11 protein-coding genes are annotated in these 13,009 nt (G+C 58.7%); 4 read left to right on the top strand and 7 right to left on the bottom strand.

Annotation, left to right across the window (positions count from 1 at the left end; genetic code table 11):
* Positions 1-6: 6 nt before the first annotated feature.
* Positions 7-414, bottom strand: coding sequence for a flagellar basal body-associated protein FliL (locus ACM6IM_RS22545; protein WP_192307042.1), 408 nt, complete (start codon positions 412-414; stop codon positions 7-9).
* Between the two features lie 150 nt (positions 415-564).
* Between ACM6IM_RS22545 and ACM6IM_RS22540 the strand changes: the two genes are divergently transcribed.
* The 3 genes from ACM6IM_RS22540 to ACM6IM_RS22530 all read left to right on the top strand — a co-directional run bounded on the left by ACM6IM_RS22540 (position 565) and on the right by ACM6IM_RS22530 (position 3,788).
* Positions 565-1,542, top strand: a complete 978-nt coding sequence (locus tag ACM6IM_RS22540) for an NADPH:quinone oxidoreductase family protein (protein ID WP_414866348.1) — start codon at positions 565-567, stop codon at positions 1,540-1,542.
* 165 nt (positions 1,543-1,707) lie between these two features.
* Positions 1,708-3,531 (top strand): S-type pyocin domain-containing protein, encoded by a 1,824-nt coding sequence (locus tag ACM6IM_RS22535; RefSeq protein WP_414866347.1) that lies wholly within the window; start codon positions 1,708-1,710, stop codon positions 3,529-3,531.
* Positions 3,528-3,788, top strand: a complete 261-nt coding sequence (locus ACM6IM_RS22530; RefSeq protein ID WP_414866346.1) for a bacteriocin immunity protein — start codon at positions 3,528-3,530, stop codon at positions 3,786-3,788. The genes ACM6IM_RS22535 and ACM6IM_RS22530 overlap by 4 nt, the downstream gene beginning before the upstream one ends.
* 51 nt (positions 3,789-3,839) lie before the next feature.
* On the opposite strand, the gene ACM6IM_RS22525 is transcribed toward ACM6IM_RS22530, so the two are convergent.
* Complete coding sequence (locus ACM6IM_RS22525; protein ID WP_414866345.1) at positions 3,840-4,454, bottom strand: energy transducer TonB; 615 nt, start codon at positions 4,452-4,454, stop codon at positions 3,840-3,842.
* A 326-nt stretch (positions 4,455-4,780) separates the two neighbouring features.
* On the opposite strand from ACM6IM_RS22525, the gene glpT reads away from it, so the two are divergent.
* Positions 4,781-6,130, top strand: coding sequence for a glycerol-3-phosphate transporter (gene glpT, locus ACM6IM_RS22520; RefSeq protein ID WP_201191514.1), 1,350 nt, complete (start codon positions 4,781-4,783; stop codon positions 6,128-6,130).
* Here glpT and ACM6IM_RS22515 read toward each other — a convergent pair.
* The 5 genes from ACM6IM_RS22515 to rho form a co-directional block, all read right to left on the bottom strand.
* A complete protein-coding gene (locus tag ACM6IM_RS22515) occupies positions 6,106-6,774 on the bottom strand; it encodes a gamma-glutamylcyclotransferase (RefSeq protein WP_414866344.1) in 669 nt (222 codons plus the stop codon). The two genes, glpT and ACM6IM_RS22515, sit on opposite strands and share 25 nt — an antisense overlap.
* Positions 6,775-7,113: 339 nt before the next feature.
* Positions 7,114-8,082 carry a CDP-6-deoxy-delta-3,4-glucoseen reductase gene (locus ACM6IM_RS22510; protein WP_201191511.1) on the bottom strand — a complete coding sequence of 323 codons (969 nt, stop codon included), beginning with the start codon at positions 8,080-8,082 and terminating at the stop codon, positions 7,114-7,116.
* On the bottom strand, positions 8,082-9,548 hold the full coding sequence (gene ubiD, locus ACM6IM_RS22505; RefSeq protein ID WP_192307047.1) for a 4-hydroxy-3-polyprenylbenzoate decarboxylase: 1,467 nt from the start codon (positions 9,546-9,548) through the stop codon (positions 8,082-8,084). Before ubiD ends, ACM6IM_RS22510 begins: the two co-directional genes overlap by 1 nt.
* 80 nt (positions 9,549-9,628) lie before the next feature.
* On the bottom strand, positions 9,629-11,584 hold the full coding sequence (locus tag ACM6IM_RS22500) for an acyltransferase family protein (protein ID WP_414866343.1): 1,956 nt from the start codon (positions 11,582-11,584) through the stop codon (positions 9,629-9,631).
* A gap of 140 nt (positions 11,585-11,724) precedes the next feature.
* The gene (gene rho, locus ACM6IM_RS22495) at positions 11,725-12,984 is read right to left on the bottom strand and encodes a transcription termination factor Rho (protein ID WP_192307049.1); all 1,260 of its coding nucleotides are present in this window, start codon (positions 12,982-12,984) and stop codon (positions 11,725-11,727) included.
* Positions 12,985-13,009: the final 25 nt, after the last annotated feature.

Here is a 13,009-nt window from a genome sequence, read left to right as displayed (position 1 = left end):
TTGTTCTTACTGGATGATCAGGTTGTTGAACAACAGATCCTCGACCACCGGCTTGCCGGTTTCGTCGTTCATGATCTGCTGGGTCAGTTTCAAGGCTTCCTGACGCAGCTTCTCCTTGGCTTCGAGGTTGTTCATCGTCTCGGTGGTCTGCTGGGCAAACAGCGCCACCAGCTGATTGCGGATGAACGGTTCGTTGGCCTTGACCAGCTTGGTCGATTCTTCGCCAGACACCCGTAACGCCACATCCGCCTTGTAGACCTTGAGTTTCGGCGAACCATCGAGACCATAGTTACCCACGAACGGCGGGCTCAGGGTGATGTAATTGACCTTCGGCGCCTCGCCTTCTTTCGCTTCTTCAGCCACGGCTGCCACAGGCAGAGACAGGGCCAGCAACAACATGATCCACGCTTTCACAATTCGCTCCTTATCCGGTTTGCGGCCTAGCATAACGACCCGCCGCGCAAGTACAAGCTTATGGCTGACTATCAGGGCGGGGCATGCTCGTTGACCCGTCGACGCTCACACCTACACTTATCGGCCATCACTCCCAAAGGAATAGCCCTGATGAAAGCCGTGCTGTGCAAAGCCTTCGGCCCTGCCGAATCGCTGGTGCTGGAAGACGTCGCCAGCCCCGTCGCGAAAAAGAATGAAATCCTGCTGGACGTGCATGCCGCCGCAGTCAATTTCCCGGACACGCTGATCATCGAGGGCAAATACCAGTTCAAGCCGCCCTTCCCGTTTTCCCCCGGCGGCGAAGCGGCCGGCGTGGTCAGCGCCGTGGGGGAAAAGATCAGCCATCTGAAAATCGGCGACCGGGTCATGGCCCTGACCGGTTGGGGCAGCTTCGCCGAGCAGGTGGCAGTGCCCGGCTACAACGTGCTGCCGATCCCCCCGGCCATGGATTTCAACACCGCCGCCGGTTTCAGCATGACCTACGGCACCTCGATGCACGCCCTCAAGCAACGGGGCAACCTGCAACCTGGTGAAACCCTGCTGGTGCTGGGCGCGTCCGGTGGCGTCGGCCTGGCCGCCGTGGAAATCGGTAAAGCCATGGGTGCACGGGTGATCGCGGCGGCCAGCAGCGCCGAGAAACTCGCGATCGCCAAGGCCGCCGGGGCCGATGAGCTGATCAACTACAGCGAAACCAGCCTCAAGGACGAGATCAAGCGCCTGACCGACGGCCAGGGCGCGGACGTCATCTACGACCCGGTCGGCGGCGACCTGTTCGACCAGGCCGTCCGCGCCATCGCCTGGAACGGCCGGTTGCTGGTGGTCGGTTTCGCCAGCGGCCGCATCCCGGAACTGCCGGTGAACCTCGCCCTGCTCAAAGGCGCGGCGGTGGTCGGCGTGTTCTGGGGCTCCTTCGCCCAGCGCCAGCCCCAGGACAACGCCGCCAACTTCCAGCAGCTGTTTGCCTGGTACGCCGAAGGCAAGCTTAAGCCGCTGGTGTCGCAGGTCTACCCGCTGAGCGATACGGCGCAGGCGATCAATGATCTGGGCCAGCGCAAGGCGGTGGGGAAAGTGGTGGTGCAGGTGCGTTGAGGCGCGGTTGATGTGATGAAGGCCAGGGCAACAGGTGGAGTTGCCCTGGCTTTTTTATTTGTTGATAAATTTTGGCCAGATTATTTATTGCGCGATAAATATCTACCACTATCTTCAAGGCAACTTCAGATAACTTGATGCCATACAGACACAAGGAGTAACTGTATGAGTAATCAAGAATGGAAAAAACCCGGCGACACAGTGTACCTCGATGTAAGCGAAGTTAACGCTTTTGAACCGCCAATATTTTTGCCAGGCTTCAATGGCGGCGGATACGGAAAAGACCCGAATAAAATTTTTCAAATGTCATCGAAGGTCGCTAGAAGCGCCCTAAGTGCTCGCACTGCCATGGAGTATGAGTATCAAAGAAAAACAGCCGAACTGCCCGCACAGATACAAGCAGAAATGTCGAATAACGGCGTACAGAATATTTATGCCGAAACAAACAGCGACTCAGGAACGTTACAAAAAGATCAGTCAATCATCAATCAGCTTATCCATCAAAAAAATGGATCGCTGCAAAAACATATGCGAGAGGCCAACTCTTTCTACGGCAGCGACCCGCATACCAAATCAGAAGGTGAATACATAGTTCATTTCAATCGCCACATGAGACAGGATCGAAGCCCGGGTTCTACCAACAAACACTGGATAACCTCCTATTTAGCCGGTTACTCAGTAAAACTTGATACGGAATCTATACGTCTTCTGACCGACCGGTCCAATCAGCTTCATACGGCATACACGCAAGCTCTTGCTCGCGAAGAACTGGCACGACAAGCCGAGGCTCAAGCCCGCGAAGCCGCAGCGCAGCAAGCAGAAGCACAAGCTCGAGAAGCCGCAACGTTGCAAGTGGAGCGGGAGAGATCCGAGTCAAACCTGAAAGCCAAGAGCCTGACGACAGCCAGCGGTGCCTCGGCGAACGTTAAGCTTTTGTCTATTAGCGCTGATGGGGTCATTGAAGGGTACGATGTGTTTACAACTTCCTGGAGTGATCTGGATCCAAGGAAGATTGAGATTGCAGCAAAGGCGATCAGCCGATTGGCTGGGCTGTTCGCGGCGGAGCTTTATTCGCCCTCGCTCGGAAATGGCGAGCTTCAACGCACCCCTGTGGTGTTGAGCATGCCGCTGTCACACCTTACTGGCGGAGTCACGAACGAATCAGATCTGCGTGCTTCGGACTCCGTCAGTTTGCCGCTTCGCGTTACCTCGAAACTGATAGGCGAACACACCCAGCTCTACCTATCCCCGACCGGAAACTCTCTGTCCGAAAAGGTCAGGGTTCGAGAGACCAAACTCGACCCTTCGACCAACCTCTACACCTTCACCACGGAAGGGCACTCCCCAAGAACACTGACCTGGACACCCAACAGCGCGCCGGGACATGACGCCTTGGGCTCGACCGAGCTGCCCGTTGAGCGGCCTGACATCAAGATTTATCCAGGCTCAAGGGTCACTCCGGTGGAGGGTCGGATGGATGAGCACGCGGCACACGATGATGATGCAACCGACGATTACGTTCTGTGGTTCCCGAAAGAGTCCGGAATCGACCCTGTTTACATCATGGCGAGCCGAACTGGCCCTCGCTATGAGCCCGGTACCGCGACCGGCAAGGGACAACCCGCAGAAGGTAGCTGGTTAGGAAATGCACTTACAGGAGGTGCAGCAATCCCGTCGCAGATTGCCGATCAGTTACGTGGCCAAAATTTCAGAAACTTTGATGAGTTCAGAGAACACCTCTGGCGTGCCATATCAAATGATTCGAAGCTAAGCGAACAGCTCAACCCATTAAACAAATCAATCGCAAAAAAGGGTTACTCTCCCTATGCACCGAGTCAAGAACACGTGGGAGGGCGTGAAAAGCTGGAAATACATCACGTTACTCCAATTAGCAGGGGCGGGGAAGTTTACAATATTGATAACATGGTCATAATGACCCCAAAAGCTCACATTGAAGAGCACTCAAAAAATACCGGTAACCCATTATGAATGTAAGTAAAAGCTACGACCAATACACAGAATCCGAATACCTCGAGCTGATAACCAAATTATTTCAGGGCGAATACTCTACCGAGGAAGAGCTGGATATTCTTGTTCATAAAATTGTCGACGCTTCCGAGCATCCGAATGGAACCGATATTTTGTTTTATCCAGAAGAAAACATTGAAAATTCTCCTTCTGGAATATTGAAGCATATAAAAGAATGGCGCCAAGCGAACGGCAAACCCGGTTTCAAACCCGAATAGTCGGCACCAGATCAAAGAGCGCGACCTATGTGGCCGCGCCCTCGTCTTCGTTTAAAGTAACTCCCGAACCTCCTTCGGAAAAAATCGCACGGCGCGGCTCGATGGCTGTGTATTACACCGCCAGATGATGCTGGGCACATCCCTGTTGAGTTTGGCGATCAACTCCAGGCGCTTCTCATCCGACAATTGCGACGGTGAGATGGAGTGGGTCAAGTAGCTTCGGGTCCAGTTGAACATCGGCAGGTCGATCCAGAAGTACTCCATGTAACGGCTTGCCATACGACTCAGGTCCGCACATCGGACCTTCTTCAAGGGTTGGTTGGCATGAACCGGCGGAGTGTCATCCAGCCTGAAGATCATCGGCGCGATCACCTCGATCCGCGCCGGGCGTTCGGCGCTGACTGCCCACGGCTCGTATCGCCATTGCCTCACCGCAGTCAATGCAGCCTCGGCCAGTTCGGGTTGGGCGTCCTTTGGAGCGGTGACCTGGCTGACGATGCCATCAGCATTCACGAACAGGCTGACCCGAACCTCACCTTCAATACCCGCCCGATAGGTCGGCCTCGGATACACCGGCTTGGGATTATCCGCCGGAATCAGGAACACCTCCCCCGCGCTCACAACCCCGCACACACCCCATAAAACCGCCGCCACAAACCACCGCATAACCTCACTCCCTCGCGTCCCATAGCCAGATCCGGCCAGTGCGAAAAGGTTAAGACCCGATGGTTTTTCACATAACGTGACAGCTTCCTGTTCGATTGCAGGACGTTTCGCAAAGACCTGCCCTACTCCGCCTGTGGCTGCGTCATCAATGCTCGCGAAGTAAAAATTCCCACAGCGCCCCCAAGTGCACCGAAGCGACATGTTCGTAAAGGAATGTGCGATCCCGAACATTTTCCGCTATCTGGTCATGCCAACAGGTGCTATTTTCGGTAACGAAACTGTAACATTCGCATCCGCAGTCAAAACAAGAAATCTGGAGCTCTGGAATGTTTGCTTTCTTTCGCCCCGCCGCACATCAGGCTCCGATGCCTGAAGAAAAAATAGACAGCACCTACCGACGCCTTCGCTGGCAGATATTCGCCGGTATCTTCATCGGCTACGCGGGTTACTACCTGCTGCGCAAAAACTTTTCCCTGGCCATGCCCTACCTGATCGAAGAGGGTTACACCCGCGGCGAGCTGGGCGTGGCACTGTCGGCGATTGCCATCGCCTATGGCCTGTCCAAGTTCCTCATGGGCATCGTCTCCGACCGCTCCAACCCGCGTTACTTCCTGCCCTTCGGCCTGCTCGTATCGGCCGCCGTGATGTTCATCTTCGGCTTCGCCCACTGGGCCACCTCCAGTGTCACCATCATGTTCGTCCTGCTGTTCATCAACGGCTGGGCCCAGGGCATGGGTTGGCCGCCGAGTGGCCGGACCATGGTGCACTGGTGGTCGCAGAAGGAACGCGGCGGCGTGGTGTCGCTGTGGAACGTGGCGCACAACGTCGGCGGCGGCCTGATCGGCCCGCTGTTCCTGCTGGGCATGGGCCTGTTCAATGACTGGCACGCGGCGTTCTACGTGCCGGCGGCCGTGGCCCTGGCGGTTGCCGTGTTTGCTTTCGTGGTGATGCGCGATACCCCGCAATCGGTCGGTCTGCCACCGATCGAGAAGTACAAGAACGATTACCCGGAAGGCTACGACGCCAGCCACGAGAAGGAATTCAGCGCGAAGGAAATCTTCGTCAAATACGTGCTGCGCAACAAGATGCTCTGGTACATCGCCCTGGCCAACGTCTTCGTCTACCTGCTGCGCTACGGCGTGCTGGACTGGGCCCCGACCTACCTCAAGGAAGCCAAGGGTTTCACCGTGGACAAGTCCTCGTGGGCGTATTTCTTCTACGAGTGGGCGGGTATCCCGGGCACGCTGCTGTGCGGCTGGATGTCGGACAAGATCTTCCGTGGCAACCGTGGCCTGACCGGCATGGTGTTCATGGCCCTGGTTACCGTGGCGACACTGGTCTACTGGCTCAACCCGGCCGGCAACCCGACCGTCGACATGATCGCCCTGGTTTCGATTGGCTTCCTGATCTATGGCCCGGTGATGCTGATCGGCCTGCAGGCGCTGGAATTGGCACCGAAGAAGGCAGCCGGTACCGCCGCAGGTTTCACCGGCCTGTTCGGATACCTGGGGGGTTCGGTCGCGGCCAGTGCAGCCATGGGTTACACCGTGGACCATTTCGGCTGGGACGGCGGTTTTGTCCTGCTGATCGGTGCCTGCCTGCTGGCGATGGCCTTCCTGGCGCCCACTCTGTGGCACAAGCAGGCTGCCAGTCAGGCCCGCGAAGCAACCGCCTGATCAACCTTTGATCTGCAACGCTTGAGCCGCGCCTCCAGATTCCGGTCTGGCATGGCGTGGCTACGCAGGGCGCTGGCGGTCTGCTCGACATAATCGCGAGTCGTGCCGTAGCGCCCGCAAGCGTTTTCGAACACATGGCTCAGCACGTGATCCGGCAGGTTGCCGGCATAGCTGGGCAGGTGTCGCTCCAGTACAAATCCCAACGCCTGAACCTGGCTGCCGTCTTCGAGACGGCAGTTGAGCCAATGTGGCCGATAGGACGGGAATGGCATTTCACGCTGCCACAAGGCATAGAGCGACGCTTCGAGCTGGTCTTCCGGCAAACGATAGGCAAAGCCGCTGCAAGAGCCGCCGCGATCCAGGCCAAACACCAGCCCCGGGACTTCCGGTGTACCACGATGCTCGTGGGACCACAGATACAACCCGCGATGGTAGCCATGCACGCGACCGCGAACCCGTTCAACCGCCGCGCATTCAGGACGCCAGATCAGCGAGCCATAGGCAAACAACCAGACCGGCCCGCCCTTGTGGCGCGCCATGGTCGCCTGCATCGAGCTGAGCAATTGTTCGTGCGTGTGCTGCGGCCCCAGGTCGAGCCGCGGAGGATAAGCCAGGTTCAGAAAAGCAGATTCAATGGCGCTCATGGCGAATAGCGTTCAGCTCCCCGCGAATAATGAATTACTAAATAGAACGCACCGCTGTAACAATAAGGCACATATGTTTCCAAGCAATTTAAGTGCCTTGGTGCACATCTTAATTAATCACTTGAATGAGATATAACCTACCGACATTTATAAGATTTTATAAATATCGATCGGCTATATAGGCAGTTATAACCTGCCGCGCGACTCTGGATGAAGACATCCGACTCCTGCTCGCGAGGGTTGTCGACGAGAACGCGGGGCGTCAGAACGTCAACGGGGAATCGGCCCTCATCGCGAGCAGGCTCGCTCCCACAGGTGGTCGCGGATCAAGAGCGTGGCTCAAGAGCGTGGCGCATAGGCAAACACGTCGGCGCGCATCTGGTGGGCGTCCATGCCGGCCTCGACCAACGCATCCAGGGTGCCGTAGACCATGGCCGGCGAGCCGCTGGCGTAGACGTGCAAGGCGTTCAGGTCCGGGAAGTCCTCGCACACCGCCTGGTGCAGCATGCCGCAACGTCCCTCCCAGCCACATTGATCGCTGACGACTTTATGCAGGAACAGGTTGGGCAGTTTCAGCCATTCGTCCCAATGCTCGATTTCATAAAACTCTTCGGGACGACGAACCCCCCAATACAGGTGCACCGGGTGCTTGAAACCCGTGGCCCGGCAATGTTCGAGCAGGCTGTGGATCTGGCCCATACCGGTGCCTGCGGCTATCAGCACCAACGGACCGTCGGGCAACTCCGCCAGGTGCGTGTCGCCGAACGGCATTTCAATGCGCACCATCGTGTTGCGTTGAAGCTGCTCGATCAGGCTGCGCGCACTGCCTTCGCGCGCCAGCACATGTATTTGCAGATCGCGTCCTGAATGAGGGGCCGAAGCCAGGGAGAAGGCGGATTTCTCGCCGTCTTCACGTTCGATCATCAGGTATTGCCCGGCATGATAGCGAGGCGGCTTGCCGGCCGGCGCTCGCAGGCTCACGCGCCAGGTATCGCCGCCGACGTTTCTGCACTCGATGACCTGACACGACAAGTTGCGCACCGGCAACTCTCCCAGCGCAAGCACGCCATCCCACAGCACGATGCAGTCTTCCAGCGGCTCTGCTATGCAAGTGTAGAACTCGCCATGGTCTCGCACAGCGCCGGCCTGCTCGACCCGTCCTTCCACCAGCAAAGCGGCGCACACGTGGCAATTGCCGTTGCGGCAACTCTGCGGGCAGTCATAGCCCAGACGCCGCGCGCCGTCGAGAATCCGCTCGCCGGGCAGTATCTCTAGCACCGCTCCGGAGGGCTGCAAGGTTACACGCATCAATCTATTCCTAACTGATTCCAGAGGGCATCGATCCGTTGGGTGACGGCATCGTCCTTGACGATGACCCGTCCCCACTCGCGGGTGGTTTCGCCCGGCCATTTATGGGTGGCATCCAGACCCATTTTCGAGCCCAGGCCGGACACCGGCGAAGCAAAGTCGAGGTAGTCGATCGGCGTGTTGTCGATCATCACCGTATCGCGCTTGGGGTCCATGCGCGTGGTGATGGCCCAGATCACGTCGTTCCAGTCACGCGCATTGATATCGTCGTCGGTGACGATAACGAACTTGGTGTACATGAACTGTCGCAAAAACGACCAGACACCGAGCATTACCCGCTTGGCATGACCGGGATAGGACTTCTTCATGGTCACGACGGCCATGCGGTACGAGCAGCCCTCGGGCGGCAGGTAGAAGTCGGTGATCTCCGGGAATTGCTTCTGCAGGATCGGCACGAACACTTCGTTCAGGGCCACGCCGAGAATCGCCGGTTCATCCGGTGGACGGCCAGTGTAGGTGCTGTGATAGATCGGCTTGATCCGGTGAGTGATGCGCTCGACGGTGAACACCGGAAAGCTGTCGACTTCGTTGTAATAGCCGGTGTGGTCGCCATACGGCCCCTCATCGGCCATTTCGCCCGGATGGATCACGCCTTCGAGGATGATCTCGGCGGTGGCCGGCACCTGCAGGTCGTTGCCACGGCATTTCACCAGCTCGGTGCGATTGCCGCGCAGCAAACCGGCGAAGGCGTATTCGGAGAGGCTGTCCGGCACCGGCGTCACCGCGCCGAGAATGGTCGCCGGGTCGGCCCCCAACGCCACGGACACCGGGAACGGCTGGCCAGGGTGCTTCTCGCACCACTCGCGGTAATCCAGCGCGCCGCCGCGATGGCTCAACCAGCGCATGATGACCTTGTTGCGGCCAATCACTTGCTGACGATAGATGCCGAGGTTCTGGCGATCCTTGTTCGGCCCCTTGGTGACGGTCAGCCCCCAGGTAATCAGCGGGCCGACATCGCCGGGCCAGCAGGTTTGCACCGGCAGCATGGCGAGGTCGACGTCATCGCCCTCGATGATCACTTCCTGGCAGACCGCGTCCTTGACGACCTTGGGCGCCATCGAAATGATCTTGCGGAAGATCGGCAGCTTCGACCAGGCGTCTTTGAGGCCCTTGGGTGGCTCAGGCTCTTTGAGGAACGCCAGCAGCTTGCCAATCTCGCGCAGCTCGCTGACCGATTCCGCGCCCATGCCCATGGCGACCCGTTCCGGTGTGCCAAACAGGTTGCCGAGCACCGGAATGTCGTAGCCGGTGGGCTTCTCGAACAGCAACGCCGGGCCTTTGGCCCGCAGCGTGCGGTCGCAGACTTCCGTCATCTCCAGCACAGGAGAGATGGGAATCTGGATGCGTTTCAACTCTCCGCGCTGCTCAAGTTGCTGCACGAAATCCCGAAGATCCTTGAATTTCATTGACGATGCCACCCCGAAAATAGGCGTACATCCTACCTGCTCTGACGCCCGAACAGCAGCCTGTCAGCGCATTGCCGCCATCAATTGCCCGTCGCGCCCATCAGCAGCGGCGCAAACAACGGGCTCAAGCGCGCGCTGCCAGCGTCCGACAGGTGATCTTCGTCCTTGTACTGCGAATGGCCGTTCACCTCGATGCTGCAGACCTGGTCCGCGCACATCAGCGGCGCCGGATCGATCACATGCACGCCAGGGTCGGCGGCACTCATCGAGTCGAACAAATGGCTGAGGAAATGCTGGCGCGCCAGATGTTCCTCGAGCGGACGCCCCAACCCTTCGGCCGAGCGCCCGACCCGGGCGAGGCTGGTCAGGCGACTGACGGCGCCCTTGCGTTGCAGTGGCACTTCCTTGAACAGCCAGACCTGCGCGCCCGCCGCCCTGATCGAGGCCACCCGGGCCTTGAGCGCAGCCGCCATGCGTGCTTCGGCCTGGGCCGTATCGTCATGTTCGTTAAGCAGGACTTTCCTGTCGCCGTCCTCGCGGCCGTACACGTAGAGGCTCCAGTTGGACGCCAACACCACATCCTTGATCCCCAGGCGGCGGACCTGCTCCATGGTGTGTTCGTTGAAGTCCCTGCATTTCTGGCGTGGATCGTCGCCCTGGATCGGCGGGCAGGCACTCATGCTGTACAGCCACACCGGGCGTCCCTCTTTTGCCGCACCCTGCTTGATCGCCGGCAGCAAGGCAGCCGCATGGCTGTCGCCCCAAAACAGCTGGGTCGCCGGCACCGCCTGGTTTTCGCCCAGCAGGCAGGCCTTGTCCGCTTGCTTGTCCTTGGTCACCAGCATGCATTTCATCTGCCCGGCCCGCCATTCCCGAGCCTGGGCATACTCCAGCGCCTTGCCGGTGAGGCGTTGGGGAAAGCCATCCGCCGAACGCACCACCGAACCGGTCACCGCGAGAACGACCATCGCCAGCAACCCCGCCACCAGCACCGGCTTGCGCCCGCCCAGCAGCTGTTTTTCACGGAACGGCAGTTCGACGAAACGCCAGCTCAACCAGGCCAGGCCCAGCGCCAGCAGCATCCAGCCGAGCGCCTCCCAAGGCTGGATGCCGTCGACGGAAATGGCGTTGGCGTAGACATAGATCGGCCAGTGCCACAAATACAGGGAATAGGACAGCAAGCCGATCCAGACGAAAACCGGCAAGCTCAACAGCCGGCCGGCCCAGGTCGAACCCTGCCCGCCCGACCAGATCAGCGCGGTGGCGCCGAGCACCGGCAGCAAGGCCGCCCAGCCGGGGAACAGCGTCTCGCGATCAAAGGTGAACACTGCCACCAGAACCGCCACCAGCCCCGCCACGCCCACGGCCTGGTAGAGCCAGGGCCGAACCGCGTGTTTGCGCGCGGGCAACACCGCTAGCATTGCACCGCACAACAATTCCCAGGCCCGGGTGGGCAGCGAAAAGAACGCCACGTCGGGCTTGCGCTCGATGTAGGCGACGTTCAGCCCGAAAGAGATCAACAGCACCGCGAACAGCACCCAGCGCCAATGCCGGATATGCCGCATCAGCAGCACCATCAGCAGCGGGAAGAAGATGTAGTACTGCTCTTCAACGGCCAGCGACCACGTGTGCAGCAACGGTTTCAGATCGGACGCGGGCGCGAAGTAGCCGTCTTCGCGCATGAACAGGATGTTTGAAATGAACAGTGACTGATAACGCACCGTCCTGCCCAACTCGGAAAAGTCCTTGGCCGTCAGCAGCAACCAGCCCAGCGCCAACGTGGCCAGCATCACCACACTGAGTGCCGGAATGATGCGCCGCGCACGCCGGGCCCAGAAATCGACGAAGCTGAAACGCTGAGCGCCGATTTCGCGGAACAGGATGCTGGTGATCAGGAAGCCGGAAATGACAAAGAACACATCGACGCCGACAAAGCCGCCGCTGAAGGTGCTGAAGCCAAAGTGAAAGAGTACGACTGGAATGACGGCCAGTGCCCGCAGGCCGTCGATATCGCGGCGATTACCAAATGTGTGCATTACGTCCCTTGTCGTATCCGATACCAACTTGTTCGCAAATGACATCGTGTCATCGCGAAAGTTATCAATTCAGATACAAAATATCAGAAGCCAAAAAAAACGCCCCGTCCGGGGCGCTTTTTGTTGAAGCGTACTGCGTGTTACTTGCGCTTCATCGACAGGAAGAACTCGTCGTTGGTCTTGGTCGTTTTCAGCTTGTCGACCAGGAACTCGATCGCGGCGATTTCGTCCATCGGGTGCAACAGCTTGCGCAGGATCCACATGCGCTGCAACTCGTCGTCGGCGGTCAGCAACTCTTCGCGGCGGGTGCCGGAACGGTTGATGTTGATGGCCGGGAACACGCGTTTTTCAGCGATGCGACGATCCAGCGGCAGCTCCATGTTGCCCGTGCCCTTGAATTCCTCGTAGATCACTTCGTCCATCTTCGAACCGGTTTCAACCAGTGCGGTGGCGATGATGGTCAGCGAGCCGCCTTCCTCGATGTTCCGCGCGGCCCCGAAGAAACGCTTCGGTTTTTCCAGGGCGTGGGCATCGACACCACCGGTCAGCACCTTGCCGGAGCTCGGGATCACGGTGTTGTAGGCGCGTGCCAGACGGGTGATGGAGTCGAGCAGGATCACCACGTCCTTCTTGTGCTCGACCAGGCGCTTGGCCTTCTCGATCACCATCTCGGCCACCTGCACGTGACGGGTCGGTGGCTCGTCGAACGTCGAGGCGACCACTTCGCCGCGCACGGTGCGCTGCATTTCGGTCACTTCTTCCGGACGTTCGTCGATCAGCAGCACGATCAGATGAACTTCAGGGTTGTTACGCGCGATGTTCGCGGCGATGTTCTGCAGCATGATCGTCTTGCCCGCTTTCGGCGGTGCAACGATCAGACCGCGCTGGCCTTTACCGATCGGGGCGCACAGGTCGATGACACGACCCGTCAGGTCTTCGGTGGAACCGTTACCGGCTTCCATCTTCATGCGCACGGTCGGGAACAGCGGGGTCAGGTTCTCGAAGAGAATCTTGTTTTTCGCGTTTTCCGGACGGTCGAAGTTGATCGTATCGACCTTGAGCAGCGCGAAATAACGCTCGCCTTCCTTCGGAGGGCGGATCTTGCCAACGATGGTGTCACCGGTACGCAAGTTGAAACGGCGGATCTGGCTTGGCGAGACATAGATATCGTCCGGGCCGGCCAGGTAGGAAGAGTCAGCGGAGCGCAGGAAGCCGAAGCCGTCCTGGAGAATCTCCAGCACGCCATCACCGGAGATTTCCTCGCCGCTCTTCGCGTGCTTCTTGAGCAGGGAGAAAATCACGTCCTGCTTGCGCGAACGGGCCATATTTTCTATGCCCATCTGTTCGGCCAATTCGAGCAGTTCGGTAATCGGCTTTTGCTTGAGTTCAGTCAGATTCATATAGGAATGACGTAATCATTTATGG

The organism is Pseudomonas sp. IT-P12 (assembly GCF_949767465.1).
In the GTDB taxonomy this organism is placed as follows: domain Bacteria; phylum Pseudomonadota; class Gammaproteobacteria; order Pseudomonadales; family Pseudomonadaceae; genus Aquipseudomonas.
Note: the sequence above shows the minus strand (reverse complement) of the source record. Positions and strands in the feature narration are given on the sequence as shown.